The 24,613-nt window shown below is 69.6% G+C and carries 20 protein-coding genes; 10 read left to right on the forward strand and 10 right to left on the reverse strand.

The window, feature by feature from the left end:
* Positions 1–179 precede the first annotated feature (179 nt).
* On the reverse strand, positions 180–1,220 hold the full coding sequence (locus FHS55_RS14205) for a peptidylprolyl isomerase (RefSeq protein WP_183190431.1): 1,041 nt from the start codon (positions 1,218–1,220) through the stop codon (positions 180–182).
* 439 nt (positions 1,221–1,659) lie between these two features.
* Between FHS55_RS14205 and secA the strand changes: the two genes are divergently transcribed.
* Complete coding sequence (gene secA / locus FHS55_RS14210; protein ID WP_183190432.1) at positions 1,660–4,458, forward strand: preprotein translocase subunit SecA; 2,799 nt, start codon at positions 1,660–1,662, stop codon at positions 4,456–4,458.
* On the forward strand, positions 4,455–4,853 hold the full coding sequence (locus FHS55_RS14215) for a nuclear transport factor 2 family protein (RefSeq protein ID WP_183190433.1): 399 nt from the start codon (positions 4,455–4,457) through the stop codon (positions 4,851–4,853). Before secA ends, FHS55_RS14215 begins: the two co-directional genes overlap by 4 nt.
* 188 nt (positions 4,854–5,041) lie before the next feature.
* Here FHS55_RS14215 and FHS55_RS14220 read toward each other — a convergent pair whose 3' ends face one another.
* From FHS55_RS14220 to FHS55_RS14235, 4 genes are all read right to left on the reverse strand, one after another.
* On the reverse strand, positions 5,042–6,988 hold the full coding sequence (locus FHS55_RS14220) for a L,D-transpeptidase family protein (RefSeq protein WP_246340160.1): 1,947 nt from the start codon (positions 6,986–6,988) through the stop codon (positions 5,042–5,044).
* A gap of 115 nt (positions 6,989–7,103) precedes the next feature.
* Positions 7,104–8,057, reverse strand: coding sequence for an acetyl-CoA carboxylase carboxyltransferase subunit alpha (locus tag FHS55_RS14225; protein ID WP_183190434.1), 954 nt, complete (start codon positions 8,055–8,057; stop codon positions 7,104–7,106).
* A gap of 118 nt (positions 8,058–8,175) precedes the next feature.
* A complete protein-coding gene (locus FHS55_RS14230; RefSeq protein ID WP_183190435.1) occupies positions 8,176–9,219 on the reverse strand; it encodes a site-specific tyrosine recombinase XerD in 1,044 nt (347 codons plus the stop codon).
* Complete coding sequence (locus FHS55_RS14235) at positions 9,216–9,359, reverse strand: hypothetical protein (protein WP_183190436.1); 144 nt, start codon at positions 9,357–9,359, stop codon at positions 9,216–9,218. Before FHS55_RS14235 ends, FHS55_RS14230 begins: the two co-directional genes overlap by 4 nt.
* A gap of 189 nt (positions 9,360–9,548) precedes the next feature.
* On the opposite strand from FHS55_RS14235, the gene FHS55_RS14240 reads away from it, so the two are divergent.
* From FHS55_RS14240 to FHS55_RS14250, 3 genes are all read left to right on the forward strand, one after another.
* Positions 9,549–10,142 (forward strand): shikimate kinase, encoded by a 594-nt coding sequence (locus FHS55_RS14240; RefSeq protein ID WP_183190664.1) that lies wholly within the window; start codon positions 9,549–9,551, stop codon positions 10,140–10,142.
* On the forward strand, positions 10,139–11,278 hold the full coding sequence (gene aroB, locus FHS55_RS14245) for a 3-dehydroquinate synthase (protein ID WP_183190437.1): 1,140 nt from the start codon (positions 10,139–10,141) through the stop codon (positions 11,276–11,278). The genes FHS55_RS14240 and aroB overlap by 4 nt, the downstream gene beginning before the upstream one ends.
* Before the next feature lie 108 nt (positions 11,279–11,386).
* Complete coding sequence (locus tag FHS55_RS14250; RefSeq protein WP_183190438.1) at positions 11,387–12,664, forward strand: CNNM domain-containing protein; 1,278 nt, start codon at positions 11,387–11,389, stop codon at positions 12,662–12,664.
* 52 nt (positions 12,665–12,716) lie between these two features.
* Here the strand turns inward: FHS55_RS14250 and FHS55_RS14255 are convergent, their stop codons facing one another.
* Positions 12,717–13,031, reverse strand: coding sequence for a BolA family protein (locus tag FHS55_RS14255; RefSeq protein ID WP_183190439.1), 315 nt, complete (start codon positions 13,029–13,031; stop codon positions 12,717–12,719).
* Between the two features lie 110 nt (positions 13,032–13,141).
* Here FHS55_RS14255 and FHS55_RS14260 point away from each other — a divergent pair, with 110 nt between their 5' ends.
* The 3 genes from FHS55_RS14260 (at position 13,142) to cobT (ending at position 17,091) form a co-directional block, all read left to right on the forward strand.
* Positions 13,142–13,759: a J domain-containing protein gene (locus tag FHS55_RS14260; protein ID WP_183190440.1), complete on the forward strand. Its 618-nt coding sequence runs from the start codon at positions 13,142–13,144 to the stop codon at positions 13,757–13,759.
* 50 nt (positions 13,760–13,809) lie between these two features.
* Positions 13,810–14,796: a cobaltochelatase subunit CobS gene (gene cobS, locus FHS55_RS14265; protein ID WP_183190665.1), complete on the forward strand. Its 987-nt coding sequence runs from the start codon at positions 13,810–13,812 to the stop codon at positions 14,794–14,796.
* A gap of 225 nt (positions 14,797–15,021) precedes the next feature.
* Positions 15,022–17,091 (forward strand): cobaltochelatase subunit CobT, encoded by a 2,070-nt coding sequence (gene cobT, locus FHS55_RS14270; RefSeq protein ID WP_183190441.1) that lies wholly within the window; start codon positions 15,022–15,024, stop codon positions 17,089–17,091.
* 591 nt (positions 17,092–17,682) lie between these two features.
* Here cobT and FHS55_RS14275 read toward each other — a convergent pair.
* The 4 genes from FHS55_RS14275 to hemC form a co-directional block, all read right to left on the reverse strand.
* Positions 17,683–19,389, reverse strand: a complete 1,707-nt coding sequence (locus tag FHS55_RS14275) for a heme biosynthesis HemY N-terminal domain-containing protein (protein WP_183190442.1) — start codon at positions 19,387–19,389, stop codon at positions 17,683–17,685.
* Complete coding sequence (locus tag FHS55_RS14280) at positions 19,386–20,765, reverse strand: COG4223 family protein (RefSeq protein ID WP_183190443.1); 1,380 nt, start codon at positions 20,763–20,765, stop codon at positions 19,386–19,388. Before FHS55_RS14280 ends, FHS55_RS14275 begins: the two co-directional genes overlap by 4 nt.
* A 94-nt stretch (positions 20,766–20,859) precedes the next feature.
* Positions 20,860–21,564, reverse strand: coding sequence for a uroporphyrinogen-III synthase (locus FHS55_RS14285; RefSeq protein WP_183190444.1), 705 nt, complete (start codon positions 21,562–21,564; stop codon positions 20,860–20,862).
* A gap of 5 nt (positions 21,565–21,569) precedes the next feature.
* Positions 21,570–22,499 (reverse strand): hydroxymethylbilane synthase, encoded by a 930-nt coding sequence (gene hemC, locus FHS55_RS14290; RefSeq protein WP_183190445.1) that lies wholly within the window; start codon positions 22,497–22,499, stop codon positions 21,570–21,572.
* A 62-nt stretch (positions 22,500–22,561) separates the two neighbouring features.
* On the opposite strand from hemC, the gene tsaD reads away from it, so the two are divergent.
* The gene (tsaD, locus tag FHS55_RS14295; protein ID WP_425485816.1) at positions 22,562–23,623 is read left to right on the forward strand and encodes a tRNA (adenosine(37)-N6)-threonylcarbamoyltransferase complex transferase subunit TsaD; all 1,062 of its coding nucleotides are present in this window, start codon (positions 22,562–22,564) and stop codon (positions 23,621–23,623) included.
* A complete protein-coding gene (locus FHS55_RS14300; RefSeq protein ID WP_183190447.1) occupies positions 23,623–24,612 on the forward strand; it encodes an NAD(P)H-dependent glycerol-3-phosphate dehydrogenase in 990 nt (329 codons plus the stop codon). Before tsaD ends, FHS55_RS14300 begins: the two co-directional genes overlap by 1 nt.
* The last annotated feature ends 1 nt before the right edge of the window (position 24,613 follow it).

Here is a 24,613-nt window from a genome sequence, read left to right on the forward strand (position 1 = left end):
GCGACATCCGCAAGACGGCGGCGCCACTGCACGGCGCGATTCAGCCCGCGCGGCGTCGATGGGCCAAAGAAGAAGGCCCCGCACCGGATGGCGCGGAGCCTTTTGATCAACCGGCCTTCAGAGCCCGACGAGAGCCGCGCTCACTGCGCGGGGCTCACGGCTCCGGCCACGGTACCGGCTCACTGCGCGGGCTTGGGCGCCGTGGCGGGGGCGGCCGGAGCCGCGCCGGCGGGCTGGGTGGTGAGGTCGGCCGGGCTCGGGGCCGCGGCGGTCTTCTCCACCTTGGCGCCCTCGCGGAACTTCTGCACCGCCTCGGCCTGCGCCTTCTGGGCCAGGAACTGCTGGATCTGCGGCTTCACCTCGTCGAAGGTCGGCACCGGCTTCTGGCGCTTTTCCTCAACCTTGATGACGTGCCAGCCGAACTGCGTCTTCACCGGCTTGGAAATCTCGCCCGGCTTCATCGCGAAGGCGACGTCGGCGAATTCCGGCACCATCTGGTCCTTGGCAAAGAAGCCGAGATCGCCACCGTCCTTCTTGCCCGACGGATCCTCGGTCAGCTCGCTGGCGAGCTTGGCGAAATCCTCGCCCTTCTTCAGGCGGGCCTCGACCTCGTCGGCCTTCTTCTTGGCCTCGGCGTCGCTCTCCTTCTTGGCCGGATCGGTCAGGAACAGGATGTGGCGCGCATGAACCTCTTCTTCCGGCTGCTGCTGCTTGATCGCCTCTTCATAGGTCTTCTTCAGCGCTTCGTCGGTCATCGCGGCCTTGGTGGCCTGCTCCAGCGCCGCCTGCATGAGCAGGCGCTTGCGGATGAAAGCCATCTGCTGCTGGAAGTCGGGGGTCTGGTCGAGCTTCTGCGCCTCGGCAGCCTGCGCCATGGCGGTGAGGTCGATCAGGAAGCCGAGCACATATTCGTCGCGTGCCGCGCCCTGGATCTGCTGCGGCAGGTTCTGCGCCAGTTCCTCGGTGGCTGCCTTCACGTCGCCACGGGTGATCGGCGCCCCGTTGACGGTGGCGAGCACCGTGTCGTCAGCCTGCGCGACCGGCGCGGCCGCTGGCGCTGCAGCCGCCGGGGCGGCGGTCGTCGCCGGCGCGGTCTGCGCGAAGGCCGGCATGGCAACGCCCATCAGCGCGGCCACCAGACCAGCCCGCACGAGGCCAGCGCGGCGATTCTGCGCCTTGGGCGCCGACAGGGTTTCGGGGTGCGGACGATGGAAGTTCATAAAGGCCATTCCTTGGGTTGCGGTTGTCCGCGGTTCGGGCGGCGAAAGCTGGCGCAGTCGGACCGAGGTTGCAAGCGGGGGTTTAGGCAATCGGCAAAGCATGTCAGGTTCACGACGGCGATACCGGCGCGAGCCGCCGTCCGAAGCTCCGCTGCGTCAGGAAACTGTCGTCCGGCGCGCGATTGACAACCCCTAAACCCGTTCATAAGTGTGGCGGAAGGTGCGTGGTCGCTCTGATCCTCGCATTGATGTGACGCAACCACCCGAACGCCGTTCGCGACCGCCTGGCCCGGCAGACCCAATTCGGCCGCAAATGGCGTCTGGATGAACGGCGAGGCCCGCATGGCGCGTGCCGGCGTGGGGCGGCGTCTCACTGGTACCGGCGGCCCGTCACCGTTGGTACCCGACCTCTGCCCTGGCGGACACGGATTGGAAGCTCATGTTCGGCGCTCTCGCGCGAAAGCTGTTCGGATCGGCCAATGATCGCCGCGTGCGCGGTTATCAGCCGAAGGTCGCCGCCATCAATGCGCTCGAGCCGGAGTTGCTGAAACTCACGGATGAGCAACTGCGCGCGCGGACCGTCGAGTTCCGCCAGCAGCTCGCCAATGGCGCCAGCCTCGACGACCTGCTCGTTCCCGCCTTTGCCACGGTGCGCGAGGCCTCGCGGCGCGCCCTCGGCCAGCGGCATTTCGATGTGCAGCTGATCGGCGGCATGGTGCTGCATGAGCGCGGCATCGCGGAGATGCGCACCGGCGAAGGCAAGACCCTGGTCGCCACCGCGCCGGTCTATCTGAACGCGCTGACGGCCAAGGGCGTGCACGTCGTCACCGTGAACGACTATCTCGCCAAGCGCGACGCCGAATGGATGGGCCGGGTCTACCGCTTCCTCGGCCTGACCACCGGCATCATCCATCACGGGCTCGACGACAACGAGCGCCGCGCGGCCTATGCCTGCGACGTCACCTATGCGACCAATAACGAACTCGGCTTCGACTATCTCCGCGACAACATGAAGTACGAGCTGAACCAGATGGTCCAGCGCCCGCACTTCTTCGCCGTGGTCGACGAGGTGGACTCCATCCTCATCGACGAGGCGCGCACGCCGCTCATCATTTCCGGCCCGCTCGACGACCGCTCGGATTTCTACAACACCATCGACACCTACATCCCCCGCCTGTCGAAGGAGGATTACGAGGTCGACGAGAAGCAGCGCTCGGTCTCCATGACCGAAGCCGGCATGGAGAAGATCGAGACGCTGCTGCGCGAGGCCGGGCTGCTCAAGTCCGAGAGCCTCTACGACATCGAGAACGTCTCGGTGGTGCATCACGTCAACCAGGCGCTGCGGGCCCACACGCTGTTCCAGCGCGACAAGGACTATATCGTCCGCAACAATGAAGTCGTCATCATCGACGAGTTCACCGGCCGCATGATGCCGGGCCGGCGCTATTCGGAAGGCCTCCACCAGGCGCTGGAAGCCAAGGAGCGCGTCCAGGTCCAGCCCGAGAACCAGACGCTCGCCTCCATCACCTTCCAGAACTATTTCCGCATGTACGAGAAGCTGGCCGGCATGACCGGCACGGCGAACACGGAAGCGCAGGAATTCGGCGACATCTACAATCTCGAAGTCATCGAGATCCCGACCAACCTGCCGGTCCAGCGCGTCGACGACGACGACGAGGTCTACCGGACGGCGGGCGAGAAATACAACGCCATCATCGACCTCATCACCGAGTGCAAGGCCAAGGGCCAGCCCGTGCTGGTGGGTACCACCTCGATCGAGAAATCGGAACTGCTGGCCGAACTGCTCAAGAAGCGCGGCTTCCGGCAGAAGGATTTCTCCGACCCCGACGCCTTCCGCCCGCTCTATGACGGCGACCAGGGCAAGGCCGAGGACAAGGTGTTCGCGGTGCTCAACGCCCGCCACCACGAGCAGGAATCCTACATCGTCAGCCAGGCCGGCGTGCCCGGCGCCATCACCATCGCCACCAACATGGCCGGCCGCGGCACCGACATCCAGCTCGGCGGCAATGCCGACATGCGCATCCAGCACGAGCTGGCGGACCTGCCCGAGGGCGAGCAGCGCGCCGCCGCCGAGGCCAATATCCGCGCCGAGATCGCCACGCTCAAGGCCAAGGCGCTGGCCGCTGGCGGCCTCTACGTCATCGGCACCGAGCGCCATGAGAGCCGGCGCATCGACAACCAGCTGCGCGGCCGCTCCGGCCGCCAGGGCGACCCCGGCCATTCGCATTTCTTCCTGTCGCTGGAAGACGACCTGATGCGCATCTTCGGGTCGGACCGGCTCGACGGCATGCTGCAGAAGCTCGGCCTCAAGGAGGGCGAGGCGATCGTCCACCCCTGGATCAACCGCGCGCTGGAAAAGGCGCAGCAGAAGGTCGAGGCGCGCAACTACGACATCCGCAAGAACCTGCTGAAATACGACGACGTGATGAACGACCAGCGCAAGGTGGTGTTCGAGCAGCGCGTCGAGCTGATGCAGGACGACGACGTCGCCGAAACCGTGGCCGAGATGCGCCACGGCGTGATCGAGGACATCGTCGTCAAGTTCGTCCCGCCCAACGCCTATCCCGAGCAGTGGAACACCGAGGGCCTCGCCGAGGCGCTGGCCCGCGTCACCGGGCTCGACCTGCCGGTCAAGGAATGGGCGGCCGAGGAAGGCATTGCCGACGAGGAAATGCGCCAGCGCATCCAGACACGCGCCGACGAGGCCATGGCAGCCAAGCTCGCCCAGTACGGCCCGGAGATCATGCGCTATGTCGAGAAGTCGATCCTGCTGCAGACGCTGGATCACCTCTGGCGCGAGCATCTCGTCACGCTCGACCATCTGCGCCAGGTCGTCGGCCTGCGCGGTTATGCCCAGCGCGACCCGCTGAACGAGTACAAGTCCGAGGCGTTCCAGCTGTTCGAGGCCATGCTGTCCAGCCTGCGCGAGGCGGTCACGGCCCAGCTGATGCGGGTCGAGGTGATGATGACGCCGCCGGCCGAGCCGGAGCCGCCGATGACCGCGCATCACATCGATGCCGACACCGGCGAGGACGAGTTCGCGCTCGCCGATGCCGCCTTCGCTCAAGCGGCCACGCTGGCCCCCTCCGCCGATGCCGGCACGGCCGTGCTCCGCGATCCGAACGACCCCTCGACCTGGGGCCGTGTCGGGCGCAACGAGGTCTGCCCGTGCGGCTCCGGCCTCAAGTACAAGCACTGCCACGGCAAGTTCATATGAGCGCGCCGGCGGCGCCTCCGGCCGATGCCGACCTCAAGGAGGTCGAAATCGCCGAGCGCCGCCTGCGTGACGCCGCGCTGGCCGGCGACACCTTCGCGCTGGATCGGCTGCTGGCCGACGATCTGGTCTTTGTCGACCAGCGCGGCCAGTTCCTGAGCAAGCAGGACGACCTCGACCTTCATCGCACCGGCGCGCTAAAATTAAGCCGGCTTATATTCTCGGATTATCGCCTGCGCGCGCTGGCTCCCGGGGCGGTGATCGCCGTGCTGCGGGCTGAGGCGAAGGGCCACGCCGGCGGCGCGGCCTTCACGGCGAGCCTGCGCATCACCCGCCTGTGGCACCGCTCCGCAGACGGCTGGCGCGTGGTCAACCACCACGCCACCGTCATCAGCTGACGCGCGCCCGATGCCGGGCCCCGCCGCGAAGCGACGCGGGCGGCGGATCCTTCACAAATAGCCGACTTATGACCTTCTCGAGCCTCGTCCGCACGGGCGCGGCACAGACCCATCCGGCACCTTCATGAGACGCAAAAGGCCAGCGAGAGCCCCGCCGGCCTTTTGCGTCTCATGGCTTTCTCGCTGGCTTACTGGACGGTGGTGGAGAAGCTTCCCGAGGTGAGGATCGACGCGCCGGGAAGGGCCGGCGCGGTTCCGCTGAGCGGCTGGCCCGCGGTGGCCGATGCCTGTGCTGCGGATGCCTGAGCCGGTGTCGGCACGGCGGGCGTGGCGGCGGCTGCCGCGGCCGAGGGCGTCGGGACGGTGGAATAGGACGCGCCCGGCGTCGGCACCGCCGCATAGGCAGGCGCTGAACCAGCGGCCGCTGCGGCATTTGCCGGCGCATGCGCCGGGCGGGCGGAGGGGGCGGCTGTCGCCACGGGATGCTGGACGACAGCCGCCGAGGCGCGCGACGTCGCCTGCGGCACGGCCACCGGCCGCACGGGAGGCACCGGCACATCGGCCGCCGCCTCTGCGGGAACGGTGGGCGCGACCGGTGCGGCCACCCGCGTCGAGCCGCCGCCGAACAGGCTGCTGAGCGAGAAGCCGGAGGACGGCGCGGCAGCCGCAGGAGCCTCGGCGGCGGGAGAGGCAACGGTAGTCGTCGCATTGGCAGGCGCGGCGCCAGCCGGCGTGGCAGCGGCGCGCGCCGCAGGAGTTCCGGCAGGGGCAACCACCGCCGCCGCCGCGCTGGCAGGCGTCTCGGTCGCGGGCGACGTGGTGGGCGGCGTGGCGGGCGACGTGGCGGCGCTGAAGAAGCTCTTCACACTGGCGAGGAACCCGCCGCCTTCCAGCGCCGCAACCTCCGTACCCGGCGCGGTGACGGCAGGGGAACGGGCGGCAAGCAGGCCGGCGGCCGGCTCCGGCAGGGTGGGCGTACCGGCGGGTTGCGAACTCAACGGCGGCAGATCGGTGGGACGCGGTGACGGCAGCGGCACATCGGCCGTGGTCGGCACGGACGCGGCGGTGGCAAGCGCGATGCTCTCGGCCGGTGCCGGCTCGTTGGTCGCCACGCCATAGTCGCTCCCCGGCGGCTTGACCACGGGCGGCAGCGAACCCGGGGCCTTCAGCTCGGGATTTTCCAGCTTGGCGAGGAACACCTTGTGCATGCCCCCGTCCTTGCCGGTCTTGACCGGCGCGACAGGAACAAGCGCCCCGGCACTGGCGATCCGCGTCGCGACATCGCGCTGGCGGGCGGCGAGTTCCTCGCCGAGATCCCCCGGCTGGGTATAGGCGGGGCACGGCGACGAGGCCTGGAACTTCTGGCTCGGATCGACCGGCGTCGCGTTGAACACGTAGCGCTTGCTGCAATAATCGACCTTCGGCGGCGCCTTGGTCAGATCGAACGTGTCGCTGCCTTCCTTGAGCATCTTCCAGAAGGCGAGATTGGGATTGTTGCGGTGGCGGACCATGTTTTCCGGCGTCATGCGGAAAGGATAGGCCTGCACCTGGAAAGATCGCTGACCGCCCCGGAAGCTCTCGCGACCGAGCGCGAAGATCTCCTGCACCTGCTCGTCGGTCATGGCGTAGCAGCCGCGCGAGGAACAGTCGCCGTGCACCATCAGGTTGGAGCCGTAGCGGCCGAGCGCCTTGTCATAAGGGTTGGGAAAGCCGAGATCGAACGAGAGATAATAGCTCGAATTCGGATTCATCTGGCCGGGCGTGATCGTATAGAAACCCTCCGGCGCCTGCCGGTCGCCTTCCGTCTTCTTCGGTCCCAGTTCGCCGGACCAGCGGCAGATCGGGTAGGTCTTGAGCAGCGCGTAGTCGCCATTCGTGGTCTGCTTCCAGACCTCCAGCTCCGACTCTTCCTTGAAGATGCGCACGACGAGCGGGCTGTCGGTGGACATGCCCTTTTCCTGCAGCAGCGCGACGGTCTGGGGCGAGAGCGTCTTCATCGCCTTGGACATCATCGGCGAGGGGCCGTCATCCCCGGTGCAGCCGGCGAGCGAGAGGGCCGCGACACCCGACAGAAGGGCCATGCGCCAGCGCGCCGCCCCGCCACCGACCAGCCGCGAAAAAGCGGAAAGGTTCAAGCGCGACACTCCCCGTCCGTCCCCAGATGGACTCGACCGCGTAGTCGTTATCCTCGCGCGGACCATACAGCAAGCGTGCACCCGCCGCCAAACGGCACCCGCAACCGGCGCGCGCCTACAGGGTGCGACCGATGGCGAGGAACTTCTCGCGCCGCGCCTTGCGCAGGCTCGGGCCGTCCAGCCCTTCGAGATCCAGCAGCGCTGCCTCGATCGCGTCGCCCGCCCGGGTCATGGCGAGCGCGGGATCGCGATGCGCGCCGCCCGGCGGCTCCGGTACGATGGTGTCGATCACATGAAAGCGAGCGAGGTCCTGGGCGGTGATCTTCATGTTCATCGCCGCCTCCTGCGCCTTGGCGGTATCGCGCCAGAGAATCGAAGCGGCGCCCTCGGGCGAGATCACGCTGTAGATGGAATGCTCCAGCATCAGCACCCGATTCGCGGTGGCGATGGCGATGGCTCCGCCGGAACCACCCTCACCGATGATGACCGCGACATTGGGAACGCTGAGCGAGAGGCACGCATCGGTGGAGCGGGCAATCGCCTCCGCCTGGCCGCGCTCCTCGGCGTCGAGCCCGGGAAAGGCGCCGGCCGTGTCGACCAGCGAGATCACCGGCAGCGCGAAGCGATCGGCCAGTTCCATCAGCCGCACCGCCTTGCGGTAGCCCTCGGGCCGGGCCATGCCGAAATTGTGCTTGATGCGGGTCTCGGTGGTGTTGCCCTTTTCCTGACCGATCAGGCACACCGGCCGGCCGCGAAAACGCGCCAGACCGCCGAGAATGGCGTTGTCGTCGCCGAATTTACGGTCGCCGGCGAGCGGCTCGTATTCCTCGAACAGGGCGCCGGCATAATCGGAGAAATGCGGGCGCAGCGGGTGCCGCGCGACCTGCGCCTTCTGCCACGGCGTGAGATTGGCATAGAGATGGACCAGCGCATCCTGCGCCTTGCCTTCGAGGCGGGCGATGTCGTCGCCGATGGCGACCGCGCCGCCTTGCGCCGCGACGGTGCGCAATTCTTCCAGCTTGGCCTCGAGTTCGGCCACGGGCTTCTCAAAATCGAGGTAGCTGCGCATGGGGTTTCGGTCAATCCGGCTTCGGGAAACGGTCGGCCTGCCCAGACAGGCAGGCTCTAAAGTTGCGCGGAAGCTGCCCCGAGAGGGAGGCGACGTCAAGGCACGGCTTGATTCGCCCTTAATCGCCGTCGGAATCACCCAGCGGATGCAGGTCGCGCACCAGGCTTTTCAGACGCTCGTCGAGCACATGGGTGTAGATCTGCGTGGTCGAGATGTCGGTATGGCCGAGCAGCGTCTGCACGATGCGCAGATCGGCGCCATGCGCCAGAAGATGGCTGGCAAAAGCGTGGCGCAGCACATGCGGGGAGAGCTTGGCGGGGTCGAGCCCGGCGGCGAGCGCGAGGTCCTTCAGGTCCAGAGCCACCTGCTGGCGGGTGATATGGCCGCTCGCCGCAGCGGAGGGAAACAGCCAGCGCCCGGCAAGCGCCTTGGTATCAACTCCAGCCTTGGCGTCACGCCCGGCCTTGCGTCCCGCCGTTCGGCCGCTGGCGGCACGGTCCTTGGACTCCTGCGCCATGGCGTCGAGCGCGGCACGCCAGGCCCGCATCGCCGTCTTGGCGGCTTCGCCCAGCGGCACCAGCCGCTCCTTGGCGCCCTTGCCCCGCACGATGATCGACTCGCCCCTTGTGCCGGCCGCCGAGGCCGGCAGCGCCGCCAGTTCGGAAACGCGCAGGCCGGTGGCATAGAGCAACTCGACGAAGCAGGCGACGCGCGCCCGCCGGGCCTGTTCGGCAAAGCTCGGCACCGCCTCGGCGGCCCGCGCATGGGCGGTCTCGATCAGCGCCGTCACCTCATCCAGCGTCAGCACCTTGGGGAGCGGGCGCGTACGGCGCGGTCCCTCCAGCACGGCGGCGGGGTCGTCGCTGCGGTGATTCTCGACATAGAGAAAGCGGTGGAACTGGCGCAGCGCCGACAGCCGACGCGCCACGCTGGCGCTGGCGAGGCCGCGCGCCGACAGTTCGGCGAGATAGGCGCGGATCTGCGTCGTGCCCGCCTCCAGCGCGCCCACGCCCTCGGTGGTGAGAAAGCCCTCGTAATCCTCGAGGTCGCGGGCATAGGCGGCGAGCGTGTTGGCGCTGGCGCCGCGCTCGGACGCCATCATGTCGAGAAACAGTGCGGCCGGACCCGTATCGCGCCCCTTGGTGCGCGGCGCCCCGCTCATCGGCTCGGCTTGTCGAGAGGCACGGTCACGGTCATCTCGCGCGGCTGCGGCTCCACCAGATTGGCCAGCGCCCACATCGCGCCATAGCCGATGCCGCCGAGCACGGCGAGGATGACAAGGAGGCGGATGAGGCTCGGCATGGTGTCTCGGGCGTCCGGGCGAATCGATGGGGGTCGCTCGCCGCGACCTTAAGGCCTTTCGCCACCCGGACGGAAGGAACCGCTTGGCCGCGGCGATCCGCTCGTCGCAGCGCTTGCCGAAAGACACGCTCACATTGCGTCGCCCCCGCGCGGATGATAGTCCGCGAAGCGATGAGCGGACACGATGTCATGACGGCGGATTTCGTCCAGGACGACAAGACGACAGCCCTGCGCGAACGGCTGGGCTCGCGCTCGATCGTCCTCGTGGGCATGATGGGCGCTGGAAAGTCGTCGGTCGGCAAGCGCCTCGCCCGCCGGCTCAACCTGCCTTTCGCCGATGCCGACATCGAGATCGAGCAGGCCGCGGGCATGACGATCCCCGAGATTTTCGCCCATCACGGCGAACCCGCCTTTCGCGACGGCGAGAAGAAGGTGATCTCGCGACTGCTGGAAAACGGGCCGATGGTGCTGGCCACCGGCGGCGGCGCCTTCATGAGCGACGAGACGCAGGCGGCGATCGCCCGGCACGGCATTTCGGTGTGGCTCAAGGCCGAGCTCGACCTGCTGCTGCGCCGGGTGCGCCGGCGCGACGATCGCCCGCTGCTGAAGACCGACGATCCGGGCACGACCCTCGCCCGGCTGATCGACCTGCGCTATCCCGTCTATGCCCGGGCCACCCTCACCGTCGTCTCGCACGACGTGCCGCAGGACGTGATGGTCGAGGCGGTGGTAGACGCGCTGGCGGGCCATCTCGGCGCCGAGCCAACAGGAGAGACCCCGTGAGCCACGTCGCCGAGGAACTTCGCGCCGACATCACCCGGCTGAATGTGGGGCTGGGCGAGCGGGCCTACGACATCCTCATCGGCCCCGGCCTGTTCCACGAGGCGGGGGAGCGCATCGCCAGGCTGCGCCCCGGCGCGCGGGTCGGCATCGTCACCGATCGCCATGTCGCCGAGCGCCACCTCGCAACGGTGGAGGCCGCGCTCCGCGCCGCCGGGCTCACCCCCACGCCGGTCATCGTCGAGCCGGGCGAGAAATCGAAATGCTTCCGCGTGTTCGAGGAGGTGGTCGACGCCCTGCTCGCCGCCCGCATCGAGCGGCGCGATGTGGTGCTGGCGCTCGGCGGCGGCGTGGTGGGCGACCTCGCCGGCTTCGCGGCGGCGGCGCTGCGGCGCGGCGTCGATTTCGTGCAGGCCCCGACCAGCCTGCTGGCGCAGGTGGATTCCTCGGTCGGTGGGAAGACCGGCATCAATTCGCGGCACGGTAAGAATCTGGTCGGCGCCTTTCACCAGCCGATCCTGGTGCTCGCCGACAGCGCCGCGCTCGACACGCTGCCGCTGCGCGAATTCCGCTCGGGCTATGCGGAAGTGGCGAAGTACGGCCTCATCGACAACGCGCCCTTCTTCGCCTGGCTGGAGCGCAAGTGGCAGGAAGTGTTCGCGGGCGGGCCGGCGCGCATCGAGGCGATCGCCACCAGCTGCGCCTCCAAGGCCGCCGTGGTCGCCCGCGACGAGAAGGAGACGGGCGACCGCGCCCTGCTCAATCTCGGCCACACGTTCGGCCATGCGCTGGAGGCCGGGGCCGGCTTCTCCCAGCGCCTGCTGCATGGCGAGGCGGTGGCGGTGGGCATGGCGCAGGCCTTCCGCTTCTCGGCCCGGCAGGGGCTGTGCTCGCCGGAAGATGCCCTGCGCGTCGCCGCCCATCTGAAGACGGTTGGCCTGCCGACCCGCATCCGGGACATTCCGGGCGACCTGCCGGACACGGACGGGCTGATGGATCTGATCGCCCAGGACAAGAAGGTATCGCGCGGCGCGCTGACCTTCATCCTGGCGCGCGGTATCGGCCGCAGCTTCATCGCCCGCGACGTCGACCCGGCCGAACTGCGCGCCTTTCTTGAGGCCGAACGGGGCGCCATCTGAGATCAGGCGACGCCGTCGACGCGGACGAGCGTCGAGCAGGCATCGAACGGGCATCTTGCGAGAGGCATCCCGCGCCGCGGGATTCGCCCGCACTCTGGGGAGAGCCGTGTGAGCACCTATGACTGGCTGGCCCTTGGCGCGGTTGTCGTCTGCCTGCTGCTGTCGTTCTTCTTCTCCGGCAGCGAGACGGCGCTGACCGCCTCTTCCAAGGCGCGCATGCACGCGCTGGAGAAGAACGGCGACACGCGCGCCGCCCTCGTCAACAGCATGATGGCCCGGCGCGAGCGTCTGATCGGCGGTATCCTGCTGGGCAACAATCTCGCCAACATTGCCGCCTCCTCGCTCACGACCGGCCTGCTGCTCGCCTGGTTCGGCTCGGCGGGCATCGCTTACGCCACCATCGGCATGACCATCGTCGTGGTCATTTTCTCCGAGGTGCTGCCCAAGACCATCGCCATCAACCATCCCGACCAGGTCTCGCTGCGCGTGGTGCGTCCGCTGCGGGTGCTGGTGAGCCTTTTCGGCCCGCTGACCCTCGCCATCGAGGCGCTGGTGCGCAGCATGCTGAAAGGGCTCGGCGTGCCGCTCGGCAAGACCCAGAGCGTGCTCTCCGCCGCCGAGGAACTGCGCGGGGCGGTCGACCTTCTGCACCGCGAGGGCAGCGTGGTGAAGGACGAGCGCGACATGCTCGGCGGCCTGCTCGACCTCAGCGAGCTGGCGGTATCGGACATCATGGTCCATCGCACCAAGATGGCCAGCCTCGATGCGGATGATCCACCCGAGACCATCGTCAGCGAGGTGCTGGCCTCACCCCATACCCGCCTGCCGCTCTGGCGCGAGCGGCCCGACAACATCATCGGCGTGCTGCATGCCAAGGATCTGTTGCGGGAACTGCGCGCCATCGGCAACGACACGTCGAATCTCGATGTGGAGGCCATCGCCCGCCCGCCGTGGTTCGTGCCGGATGTCACGTCACTGACCGACCAACTCAAGGCGTTCCGCCGCCGCAAGCAGCATTTCGCCCTCGTGGTCGACGAGTATGGCGAGGTGATGGGGCTGGTGACGCTGGAGGACATTCTCGAGGAGATCGTCGGCGACATCACCGACGAGCACGACAAGGCGTTCACCGGCGCCCGCCGCCAGCCGGACGGCTCGGTCAGCGTGGAGGGATCTGTGGCGATCCGCGATCTCAACCGCGCCATGGGCTGGGACCTGCCCGACGAGGAGGCGACCACCATTGCCGGGCTGGTCATTCACGAGGCGCGCATCATTCCCGAACCCGGACAGGCCTTCCTGTTCCACGGCTTCCGCTTTCAGGTAATGCGCAAGCAGCGCAACCGTATCACCCTTCTGCGCGTGGTGCCGCTGCGGCGCACGACGGCGTGAGGGCGGGCGCTGGAATTTACGTCGTCGCGACCCATATAGAGCGGGCTTGCCGTCACTCCCCGGGTGCTTTGGCCTCGATCGCGAGCGCATGCAGTCCCCGGGCGATCTCATCCGCGAGCAGTCCGTTCACCGCGCGGTGTCGGGCAATCCGGCCCTGCCCCCGAAACGCTTCCGCCACGATGCGCACGCGCAGATGCGTGAGCTGTCCCACACGGTGCCCACCATGTCCCTCATGCCGATGGCTTTCGTCCTCAAGCTCCAGAACGCTGGGGGACAGTTGCGCCAGCGCCGTGCGCACGCGCGCCAGCGCGCTGGCGACGGCATCCGACGCGTCGGAAATCCGGGAATTCGGGGGGAGCGTGCTCATGGCTGATGCGGTACCTCCCGCAGCGCGAAGCGTCAATATCGCCGTCCGGCACGGTGACGCACCGTTGGTTTCTTGTATACCCGTCCCAGCCCACGCATAATCACCCGACCATGAAACTCGACTCCCCCATATTCGACCGCATTCGCGTCAAGCCGGACCGGGAACGCCGTCTCAAGACGGAGTGCCCGACCTGCGAATGGGCGGGCTGCGACAAGCCGGCCACGCACCGCGCGCCCAAGGGGCGCCATCGCGAAGGGCAGTTCTGGCGCTACTGCTTCGACCACGTGCGCGAATACAACCAGTCCTACAACTACTTCGCCGGCATGCCGGACGATGCCGTGACGGCCTACCAGAAGGACGCGATGACCGGCCATCGCCCCACCTGGAAGATGGGCCAGAATGGCGGCGCCCGGCGCGGCGCGCAGGGCCAGGAACATCAGCCGGACGGCTTTGCCGACCCATTCGGCGTGTTTGGCGAGATGGGCGGGAGCAGCCGGCCCACCCCCGAGCCGCCGCGCGACGGGCGCATGATCCGCAATGCCGAGCGTCGCGCCTTCGAATCGCTCGGCGTGGAGATTTCCGCCACGCCGGAGGAGATCAAGGCGCGCTTCAAGCTGCTGGTGAAAAAGTACCATCCGGACGCCAATGGCGGTGATATTTCCACCGAGGACCGGCTGCGCGACGTGATCCAGGCCTATAATCATCTGAAGACCGCGGGCTTCTGTTAGGGCCGCTCTGCTGACAAGTCCGCGATCGCTAGCGCGGCAACGGAGGAATGATGACTGCCTCGCCCACGCATACCGCCGTGCTGCCGGACATGAAGGTGTCCGTCCGCCAGGTGTTCGGCATTGATGTCGATCTGGAAGTCCCGGCCTATGCCGAACCGGACGCGTATGTGCCGGAGGTTGACCCGGACTATCTGTTCGACCGCCCGACCACGCTCGCCATTCTCGCCGGCTTCGCCCATAACCGCCGCGTGATGGTTACGGGATACCACGGAACCGGCAAGTCGAGCCATATCGAGCAGGTCGCGGCCCGCCTCAACTGGCCCTGCGTGCGCGTCAACCTCGACAGCCACATCTCCCGTATCGACCTGATCGGCAAGGATGCCATCGTGGTCAAGGACGGGCTGCAGATCACCGAGTTCCGGGACGGCATCCTGCCCTGGGCCTACCAGAACAATGTCGCGCTCGTGTTTGACGAATATGACGCCGGCCGGCCGGACGTGATGTTCGTGATCCAGCGCGTGCTGGAATCGGCCGGCCGCCTGACGCTGCTCGACCAGAACCGCGTCATCCGCCCGCACGGCGCGTTCCGGCTGTTCTCCACCGCCAACACCATTGGCCTGGGCGACACGACCGGCCTCTATCACGGCACGCAGCAGATCAACCAGGCGCAGATGGACCGCTGGTCCATCGTCACCACGCTGAACTATCTGGCGCATGACAAGGAGGTCGACATCGTCCTCTCCAAGGCCAAGCACTTCCAGACCGAGGGCGGGCGCGACACCGTGGCGCGCATGGTGCGCCTCGCCGACCTCACCCGTCAGGCCTTCATCAATGGCGACCTGTCGACCGTGATGAGCCCGCGCACCGTGATCACCTGGGCCGAGAACGCCGAGATCTTCCAGGAACTCGCCTTCTCGTTCCGCGTGACCTTCCTCAACAAGTGCGACGAGCTGGAGCGCCCGCTGGTAGCCGAGTTCTACCAGCGCTGCTTCGGCAAGGAACTGACGGAATCGGCGGTCAACGTCGTCATGTCGTGAATGGGCTCTCTCCCTCTCCCGCCGAACCCGGCTGTTGCCGGGTTCGGTTCGCAAGCTCGGACTCGGTAACAGCCGATCTTGACGGAGAGGGTTTGGGTGAGTGGCATCCGGCGCTTCGCAATCGCATAGCCCCTCACCGACCCGCTTCGCGGGCCACCTCTCCCCGGCGGGGCGAGGAATGAAACCTCGGCGTCCGAGGCTGCCTCTCGATCCAAGGCGATGATCATGTCCACCTCGAACCGCCCGACCCGCGCCCAGCCCAAGGAAGCCCCGACCGAGCCGCTCAAGCGCGCCGTCACCGGCTGCCTTCGCGCCATCGCGGGCAATCGCGAGATCGATGTGAGCTTCGGCGCGGAACGGCCGGGCTTTACCGACGGGCGCGCGCGCCTGCCCGAGCCCACGCGCCGCATGACCAAGCAGGATGCCGCCATCATGCGCGGCCATGCCGATTCCATGGCGCTGCGCATGGCCTGCCACGACCCCAAGGTGCACCAGCGCCTCTCCCCGGTCGGCCAGCAGGCACGCGCCGCGTTCGAAGCGGCCGAGCAGACGCGCTGCGAATCGCTCGGCGCGCTGCGCATGGACGGCGTGGCGCTCAACCTCTCCGCCATGCTGGAGGACCGCTACCAGAAGGCGAATTTCGCCAATCTGGCCGACCGCTCGGATGCGCCGCTGGAGCATGCCCTCGCGCTCATGCTGCGCGAGCGCATGACCGGCATGGCCCCGCCGGCCGCCGCGCGCGAAATGGTCAATCTCTGGCGCGGCTTCATCGAGGAGCACGGCGCCACCGCGCTCGATGAGCTGGCCGGCTCGGCGGCCGATCAGACCCGCTTTGCCGAAGCGATGCGCGACCTTCTGTCCTCGCTCGGCATGGGCGAGGACATCGCCCCGTTCGACGAGAACAACGACCCCTCCACGGATGCCGATGACAGCCGCGACGAGGACAGCGGCAAGGGCAGTGACGCGGAGGAGGACGAGAACAGCGAGGGCCAGACCGAGCTGGACACCGACCTCTCCTCCGACCAGAATCCGGAGGACAGCGAGGACCAGCAGGAGCAGCCCACCTCCGACCTCGCCGACGATGCCGAACTGGGCGATGCCGATGAATCGTCCGAGCCCTGGCAGCCACAGAATGCCGTGCCGTCCGAGCCGCGCCCGCCGGAATACCACCCCTTCACCCCGCGTTTCGACGAGACGGTGAACGCGGACGAATTGTGCGACCCCGAGGAACTGGCACGGCTGCGCGCCTATCTGGACAAGCAGCTCAGCCATCTCTCGGGCGTCGTCTCGCGCCTCGCCAACCGGTTGCAGCGCCGGCTGATGGCGCAGCAGAGCCGCGGCTGGGACTTCGACCTCGAGGAGGGCATGCTCGACCCCGCGCGGCTCTACCGCGTGATCCTCGATCCGATGCAGCCGCTCTCGTTCAAGCGCGAGCGCGATACCGATTTCCGCGACACCGTGGTCACGCTGCTGCTCGACAATTCCGGCTCGATGCGGGGGCGCCCGATCACGGTCGCCGCCGCCTGCGCGGATATTCTCGCGCGCACGCTGGAGCGCTGCGGCGTGAAGGTCGAGATCCTCGGCTTCACCACCAAGGCGTGGAAGGGCGGGCAGGCGCGCGAGGCCTGGCTTTCCGCCGGCAAGCCGGGCGCGCCCGGCCGGCTGAACGACCTGCGCCACATCATCTACAAGTCGGCCGATGCCCCCTGGCGCCGCGCCCGCAAGAATCTCGGCCTGATGATGCGCGAGGGGTTGCTGAAGGAGAATATCGACGGCGAGGCGCTCGACTGGGCGCATAATCGCCTGCTCGCCCGCAACGAGCAGCGCCGTATCCTGATGATGATTTCCGACGGCGCGCCGGTGGACGATTCCACGCTTTCGGTGAACCCCGGCAATTATCTGGAGCGGCACCTGCGTTGGGTTATCCAGCAGATCGAGGACAAGTCCCCGGTCGAACTCATCGCCATCGGCATCGGCCATGACGTGACGCGCTATTACAAGCGCGCGGTGACCATCGTCGACGCCGAGGAACTGGGCGGGGTGATGACCGAGAAACTCGCCGAGCTGTTCGCCGAGCACGGCCCGGTGCGCGGGGAGCGCGGAACTTCGCCGAAGAGCGCGGCGAAGGCCGCGGCCACCCGAGCGTCGGCGGCGAAACCGGCTCCGGCCGCGAAAGCGGCGGCCGGCAAGACGCCGAGCGGAAAGACGCCGGGTGAAAAGACTGCGGGCGGCAGGACGGGCGCCTCCGCTGGCCCGGCCGGGCCCGTGCATATTCCCACGCGACGCTCGACCTGATCGGGCCGGTCTGCGGGGGCCAGTCTGCCGGGGCCGGTCTGTGAGGGCCGGTCTCGCCCCAGCCTTCCGGCTCCCAGTTCCGGCTCCCAGTTCCGGCTCCCAGTTCGCCTGCAGGGGCAGCCTCAGGCTTCCTCACCTCGGCCATGAGGCAGGGAAACACGAGGCTGCGAAGCGGCAGCGTCGTTCACGCCGCCCACGCCCCTTGAAATGCCGCTGCGGCACCCCATATCCCTGACAACCCAGCCAGAACGGGGCTGTCGGTAGGTTGGCGCTTCGTCAGCGTCTCGCCGGCAGGAACGTGGTCAGGACGGATGTACTCCGGCCACGTTCTCACCCTCCGGCCGCTTGACGAGCGGCCGGCTTCTTGCGGGGCATGTCCCGAATAGACCGACATCCAGGCGCGCCGTCATGGCGCGCTTTTTTATGTCGCGCTTTTTTTGCCGGTCGACCTGAACACGCCACTGCGCCTCGCGTATGACGGGACATTGCGATCGGCGCCGGGGCCTCAGCCGCCTCCAGCGTCCCACAAGAGCGCGTCGACCCGTGCCCTGCCCAGAGCCACGGGCCGCAGGATCACGGGCCGACGCAGCATCACACCCCGAATGGACGACGCGCCCGCGGGGAGGCTTCTTCGGGAAAGGGCCCGGTGCCGGGATCGTCCGGCAGATGCGGCATGGCGACCACAACTTCCGGCCCGAACCGCCCGCGTGCCGACGCGCCGGCCGGCGAGCCGGACGCGGAAACGAGCGTCTCCCCGGCGGCGGAAGAGGGACGCTCGGTTGCCGCCCGATGAGCTTCAGCCTCCGGCGCCAATGTCGGCGCGCCCGGCCCGGACGGCAGGTCGACTACGGCCGGCGCGGGCGGCGACGCGGGCGCCGGCTCCACCCCGGATGGCGCCACATCGTGCGGCACCGCCTGCGCCTGAGCCGCCTGCGCCTGCGTCACGGCGCGGCTCTCGATGGCAGCGGCGATCGCCGCCTTCACGCGCTCGGCCTCGTTTTCCAGCATCGGCGTCGCGGCGATGCCCGGCAGCACCTTCCATTCGAAGGCGTCGAGCTTGCCCGTCACCGGCGATACCGGCGCCCAGCGCTCGGCGACCACCCCATCCGCCACCCAGGCAGGATCGCGCAGGGCGCGCACCGCGCGCGCGGTCCATTCGCGCGCCTTGCCGACATCGGCATGCTCGGCTGCTTCCAGCTCGGCCATCAGCAGGCAGACGCGCTGCGACGGCTCGCCCAGAAGCGGTGCCAGCGCCGTGCGGGCAATGTCGAATTCCTGCGCGTCGAGCGCGGCCCGCGCCATCACCATGGCGCTTTCCCGGTGCGAGGGCATGCGCGAGGTGAGCGTGCGGATGCGCTTGAGCCGCTCCTGCGACGAATCGCCGGGCCGCAGATGCAGATAGGCATCGGCCAGATCGGGATGCGGCGTCGCCGCATAGGCGGTCTCGATGATCTTCGCCGCTTTGCGGGCGTCGCCCACCGCGCCGAGCAGACGCCCGGCGACATCGGCCGCCGGCACCAGCGTTGGCGCAAGGCGGGTGGCCTCCACCGCCTTCTCGCGCGCCGTCGAAGGATCGGAGAGTTCCAGCGCCAGAGCCTGCGCGGCGAGCAGCACCGCCCGCCGGCGGCGGTGGGCCGCGCGGTCGAGTCCGCCATGGGCCGCCTCGCGCTCCAGCATGGCGAGCGCCCCGGCGAAATCACCGGAGAGGCAGCGCGCCTCGATAACCGCGTCCGCCGCCCAGGCGAGCCCGGGCTCCTGGCGTGCCGCTTCTTCCGCCGCCATCAGCGCGGCGCCGGTGTCGCCGCGCCGGCGCGCCTCCACATGAAGGCCGCGCAGGCCGAGCAGGCGGGTCGCGGGCGTTTCCGTCATGGTGCGGAAGCTGGCCTCGGCTCCGGCGGTATCGCCCGAGAGCTGTGCCGCCTGCGCGGCCAACAGCTGGGTCAGCGGCTCGCGGCCGAGAAGGCGCTGCGCATCATTGGCGGCGCGGCGCGCACCCATGATGTCGCCGGAGCCGACCGCGACCAGCCCGCGCGAGATCGCCGCCCAGCCCTTGTTACGGCGGCGGTGGCGCAGCGACGAACCGATGAGATCGGGCGAGCGCACGATGAGACGCAGCAGCGTCCACAGGAGAATGGTGGCGGCGAGCAGCACCAGCAGCGCGCTCGCCCCGACCAGGAGGCTGGTCTCGATGTGCCAGCCCTGCCAGTCGATGGCGATTTCGCCCGGACGGTCGGCCAGCCAGCCGACCCCGAAGGCGATGGCGGCGAGGATCAGCAGATAGACGACGATGCGGATCACTGGACTCCTCCCGCGAGCGTGGCCAGCACGTGCTGGCTGAGGCCGGCCACCGCGGCGAGCGCCGCCTGCCGGGCCTCGATGTCAGAGATGACCGGCGCGGCGAGCGCGCGCGCGTCCGCCGGAAGGCCGTTCAGCGCCGCCAGTGCGACGGTCAGATCGTCGCGAGCGAGCGCCGCCTCGGCCGTCGCGAGGCCGGACGTCGCCGCCTCGGAGGGCACCTCCGCGCTGCGCCGCACGGTGACGAGATTGCCGGCGCTCTTCATCAGTCGGTCGACGATGCCCGCATCGGCATCCGGCGCGGCGGCGGGCGCGGCCTTCGGCGTTATCGCGGCCATCAGTTGCGCGAGCAGAGCCGGCCCGGCGGGAAAGCCCGTGGCGGCACGGGACTCCAGCGCGGCCAGGGTGTCGCCGCCCGCGCCGAGCAGCGCGCGGCTGGCCTTCAGTTCGGTGACGAAGGGACGGCCCGCGACGACCGCCTCCTTCAGCGCGCCGAGCGCGGCGAGCTGCGCCGCCGCCTGGCCGCTGGTGCGCTGCTGCGCGCTGACCGTGGCGACCTGCTGCTCCAGCGCGCCGATGCGCGTGCGCGCCGCCGCAAGTTCTTCCGGGGAAACGGCTGGCGCCGGCGCAGGGAGCGCCGCGACATGGCTTTCCAGCGCGCCCAGACGGGTGTCGAGCGTGCCGACGCGGGTGCCGAGGCCGGACACTTCCTCGGCCGAGGCACCGGGCGCGGGAGTGGCGGCGGGTGGAGCGCTGGCCATCTCGTTCACCTTGCCGCCAATGGCCGTGAGACCGGATTCCAGTGCATCGAGCCGGGTCGCCAGTTCCTGCGGCGCCAGCGCGCCGGCCGGCAGCGGGTTTGCCCCGCCCCCGGACGCCTCCAGCGCATCGAGGCGCTGGCGCAGATCGAGCGCGCGCGCCTCGAGATCGGTGATGGCCTCCACGTTTTCGCCGGCATTATAGACGGTCGAGACCACCGCGAACGCCACCGCGCCGCCGACGAGGCCGGAGACCAGGGCGATAAGCAGGCTGGCGAGCACGCCGGGCCGGCGGGTCGTTGCCGGGGCAGCCGCCTCCGGCTTCGGGCCGGGCACTTCGCTGGGATGGACGGGCTCGGGCGGTGCCGCATCCTCCGCCGCGGCTTCCGAAGCGGAGGCGGCCGGTGCCGTTTCGGAAGCCGCAGGGTTGGAAGCCGCGGCATCCGGAGGCAGCGCGGCCACATCTTCCGAAGCGGGCGACTTTGCCGCCTCGCCCGCCGGCGGGGTCACGTCGGTGGCGGGCAGGTCGAGCGTCGGCGGAGGCCGGCGGCGCGATTTGTCTTTCGCGCCGGCCACGGCCGTCTCGTCGGTCGGGTCGAGTTTCGGATCGTCCTGCGCCACGTTGATACCCCTGACATCATAAACCGCCGGTCCGGTCCCGGTTCCGGGATAGACCGCGCCCGCGCCCGCCGCAACCTCGGGAGACCCCCATGGTTCACCCGCCCAGCAGCGCGAACAAGCCCTCTTCCGTCGGCGCCGCCGCGATCCGCGTCGGCCAGCCGGCCGCCACGAGCGGCGCCGCCACCTTCGCCGAGAAGCACAGATGCGTCACCTGCGCAAAAGCCCCCATCGCGTCGGCATCGCCGGCTAGTGCCACCAGCGTCGCCGCCGTGCGCGGGGAGAAATGGAACGCCATGTCGATCCGCCCCTCCCGCGCCGCCACAAGGGTGGTAGCGCGTAGCCGTGGCGCCGCCACGGCACGGTAGATCACGAAAAGGTCAACGCCGATGCCGGCCGGCGCCAGCTCCGTGGAAAGATCCACCGCGCGGTCCTCCCCGGCGACATGCAGCACGCGCATGCCCGGTGCCAGCCGCCCGCGCAGCAGCCCCGCCAGCGCGAGGCCGTCACCGCCAGCGACATGCACGCTGCCGAACGCGGCCGGCGCGGCGGCGGCGGTGCGTCGACCCACCGCATAGAGCGGCAGCGCGGCCAGCGCCGCCAGTTCGGGGCGCAGGTCGAGCAGGCGGGCGCCGTTCACGCTGGTCAGCGCCACCGCGTCGAACGCCCCTTCCGGCAGGCGGGAATCGGCGAGGCCTTCGACCAGCAGCAGCGGATCGACCAGCGCGACATGGCCGGCGGCGGCGAGGCGGTCCGCCGTCGCCTGCGCATCGGGCTGCGGGCGTGTGACGAGCACCCGCATGCGCGTCAGGCGGGAAGCAGGTCGGGCGGCACCAGCGCACGCATCTCGCGCCCGGCGGCGATGCCGAGTTCCAGCGCCCGGTTGACCGGGCCGTGGCGCACCACCTCGTAATAGTGCTTACCGTCCGGCGAGAGCACTGCACCACGGAAACGGATCTCGTCTCCGTGGATCTGCGCGTGGCCGGCGATCGGCGTGCGGCAGGAGCCGTCGAGCTCGGCGAGGAAGGCCCGCTCCACGCGCAGCGCGAGCCCCGTGGGGGGGCACAGGATGGGCACCAGCAGCGAATCCACCGCCAGATCGCGCCGGCGGGATTCGATGGCGACGGCGCCCTGCCCCACGGCGGGCAGGAAATCGGCGGTGTTCAGCACCTCGCTCGCCTTGTCCGCCATGCCGAGCCGGGTGAGGCCGGCCAGCGCCAGCAGGGTGGCGTCGAACTCGCCGCTCTCCACCTTGGCGAGCCGGGTCTGCACATTGCCGCGCAGCAGCGAGACCTCGAGGTCCGGTCGGAGACGGCGCAGCTGCGCTTCGCGCCGCAGCGAGGCGGTGCCCACCTTCGCGCCCGGCTTGAGGCCGGCCAGCGACCAGCCCTCGCGCAGGATCAGCGCGTCGCGCACATCCGCGCGCGGCAGGTAGCCGACCAGATGCAGCCCGTCCGGCAGCTTCGTCGCCATGTCCTTGGCCGAATGCACCGCGAGGTCGATGCGCCGCTCCAGCAGCGCTTCCTCGATCTCCTTGGTGAACAGCCCCTTGCCGCCGGCCTGCGACAGCGCCCGGTCGGTGATGGCGTCGCCCGTGGTGCGGATGACCTGGATCTCCACCGCCTCCTCATCCCAGCCATGCGCCTTGAGAAGGGCATCGCGCACGGCATGCGCCTGCCAGAGCGCCAGCGGGCTGCCGCGGGTGCCGAGCCGGAGACGGGGAAGCGATTGCGTCATGAGGTCCTGCGGTGCTAGCGGTTCCGACGGGGTTCAAAACACTGTCCATCGGCATGGAGTCAATGCGCGATCTTCTTCTGCTCGGGATCGAGACCACCTGCGACGAGACCGCCGCGGCCGTCGTGCGCCGCCGCGCGGACGGCAGCGGCACGATCCTGTCGAACATCGTGCGCTCGCAGACCAGCGACCATGCGCCCTATGGCGGCGTGGTGCCGGAAATCGCCTCCCGCGCCCATGTGGAGGTGATCGACACCATCATCGAGCAGGCGCTGCGCTCCTCCGCCGTGAAGCTGGTGGAACTCGACGGCATCGCCGCCGCGGCGGGGCCGGGGCTGATCGGCGGCGTCATCGTCGGGCTCACCACCGCCAAGGCGATCGCGCTGGCCGCCCGCAAGCCGCTGATCGCCGTCAATCATCTGGAAGCGCATGCGCTCACGGCCCGTCTCACCGACGCGGTGCCCTTCCCGTTCCTGCTGCTGCTGGTCTCGGGCGGGCACACCCAGCTCGTCGCCGTCACCGGCGTCGGCGAATATGTGAAGCTCGGCGGCACCATCGACGATGCCATCGGCGAGGCCTTCGACAAGACCGCCAAGATGCTCGGCCTGCCCTATCCCGGCGGACCCGCGGTGGAGGCGGCCGCCCGCACCGGCGATGCCCTGCGCTTTGCCCTGCCGCGCCCGCTCTATGGCCGGCCGACGCCGGACTTCTCGCTCTCCGGCCTCAAGACCGCGGTGCGGCTGGAGGCGCTGAAGATCGCCCCGCTGGCCGACCAGGACGTCGCGGACCTGTGCGCTTCCTTCCAGGCCGCCGTGGTCGACCTCCTCGCCGACCGGGTGCGCTGCGCGCTGCGGCTGATGCGCGAGCACGGCCTCGCCCCGCATGCACTGGTGCTGGCTGGCGGGGTCGGCGCCAACCAGGCGGTGCGGCGCACGCTACACAAGGTGGCGGCCGATGGCGGCACGCGCCTCGCCGTGCCACCGCCGGAACTGTGCACCGACAATGGCGCGATGATCGCCTGGGCGGGAGCCGAGCGGCTCGCGCTGGGACTGACCGACGACCTCGCCACCTCCCCGCGCGCCCGCTGGCCGCTGGAGGAAGTGGCCGGGGTCGACTGGGCGGACTGATGGCCGCGCCCTTCACCCGCATCGGCATTGCCGGCGCCGGCGCCTGGGGCACCGCGCTGGCCAATGCCGCCGCCCGCGCCGGCCGCGAGGTCGTGCTATGGGGCCGCGACGGCGCGGCGGTGGAGGCGATGCGCGAAACCCGAGTCAACACGCTGCATCTGCCGGGCGTGGAACTGGCCCCCGCCGTCACGCCCACCGCGTCGCTGTTCGACCTGTCGGAGTGCGAGGCGGTGCTGCTGGTGGTGCCGGCGCAGGCGAGCCGCGAGGTGGCCGGCGCGCTCGGCTCCCACCTCGCCCGCGGCACGCCGCTCGTCGCCTGCTCGAAGGGCATCGAGCGCGGCACCTCGCTGTTCATGACGCAGGTACTGGCGCAGGCCTGCCCGCATTCGCCCCCCGCCATTCTCTCCGGCCCGAGCTTCGCCACCGATGTCGCCGCCGGCCTGCCCACCGCCGTGACGCTGGCGGCGCGCGACGGCCAGCTCGCCGAGGCGCTGGCCCGGGCGCTGGGCTCTTCCTCGTTCCGGCTCTATCACAGCGAGGATGTACGCGGGGTCGAGATCGGCGGCGCCGCCAAGAACGTGCTGGCCATCGCCGCCGGCATCGTCGGCGGGCGGAGGCTGGGCGCCAGCGCGGCGGCGGCGCTGATCGCGCGCGGCTTCGCCGAACTGATGCGTTTCGGCAAGGCCTATGGCGCGCGGGCGGAGACGCTGACCGGGCTGTCGGGCCTCGGCGATCTCATCCTCACCTGCTCCACCGCGCAGTCGCGCAACTACGCGCTCGGCCTGTCGATCGGCGAGGTCGGCGGCTTCCACCCGAGCGGCCGGCTGGCGGAGGGGGCGCTGACCGCCGGCGTGCTGGTGGCGATGGCGCAGGAGCGCGGCGTCGACATGCCGATCGCCCGCGCGGTCGAGGCGGTGCTGGCGGGGCGCAGCGATATCGAACAGGCGATCGGGTCTCTGCTGGCCCGTCCCCAGAAGGCGGAAAGTTGAG

This window comes from Ancylobacter tetraedralis, from assembly GCF_014195655.1.
GTDB classification, from domain to species: Bacteria; Pseudomonadota; Alphaproteobacteria; order Rhizobiales; family Xanthobacteraceae; genus Ancylobacter; species Ancylobacter tetraedralis.

Bases quoted from the DNA above. Each gene is read 5' to 3' on its own strand.
- FHS55_RS14205 (WP_183190431.1), bottom strand. From the start codon at position 1,220: ATGAACTTCCATCGTCCGCACCCCGAAACCCTGTCGGCGCCCAAGGCG.
- secA (WP_183190432.1), top strand. From the start codon at position 1,660: ATGTTCGGCGCTCTCGCGCGAAAGCTGTTCGGATCGGCCAATGATCGC.
- FHS55_RS14215 (WP_183190433.1), top strand. From the start codon at position 4,455: ATGAGCGCGCCGGCGGCGCCTCCGGCCGATGCCGACCTCAAGGAGGTC.
- FHS55_RS14225 (WP_183190434.1), bottom strand. From the start codon at position 8,057: ATGCGCAGCTACCTCGATTTTGAGAAGCCCGTGGCCGAACTCGAGGCC.
- FHS55_RS14230 (WP_183190435.1), bottom strand. From the start codon at position 9,219: ATGAGCGGGGCGCCGCGCACCAAGGGGCGCGATACGGGTCCGGCCGCA.
- FHS55_RS14235 (WP_183190436.1), bottom strand. From the start codon at position 9,359: ATGCCGAGCCTCATCCGCCTCCTTGTCATCCTCGCCGTGCTCGGCGGC.
- FHS55_RS14240 (WP_183190664.1), top strand. From the start codon at position 9,549: ATGACGGCGGATTTCGTCCAGGACGACAAGACGACAGCCCTGCGCGAA.
- FHS55_RS14255 (WP_183190439.1), bottom strand. From the start codon at position 13,031: ATGAGCACGCTCCCCCCGAATTCCCGGATTTCCGACGCGTCGGATGCC.
- FHS55_RS14260 (WP_183190440.1), top strand. From the start codon at position 13,142: ATGAAACTCGACTCCCCCATATTCGACCGCATTCGCGTCAAGCCGGAC.
- cobS (WP_183190665.1), top strand. From the start codon at position 13,810: ATGACTGCCTCGCCCACGCATACCGCCGTGCTGCCGGACATGAAGGTG.
- cobT (WP_183190441.1), top strand. From the start codon at position 15,022: ATGTCCACCTCGAACCGCCCGACCCGCGCCCAGCCCAAGGAAGCCCCG.
- FHS55_RS14285 (WP_183190444.1), bottom strand. From the start codon at position 21,564: ATGCGGGTGCTCGTCACACGCCCGCAGCCCGATGCGCAGGCGACGGCG.
- hemC (WP_183190445.1), bottom strand. From the start codon at position 22,499: ATGACGCAATCGCTTCCCCGTCTCCGGCTCGGCACCCGCGGCAGCCCG.
- tsaD (WP_425485816.1), top strand. From the start codon at position 22,562: ATGCGCGATCTTCTTCTGCTCGGGATCGAGACCACCTGCGACGAGACC.
- FHS55_RS14300 (WP_183190447.1), top strand. From the start codon at position 23,623: ATGGCCGCGCCCTTCACCCGCATCGGCATTGCCGGCGCCGGCGCCTGG.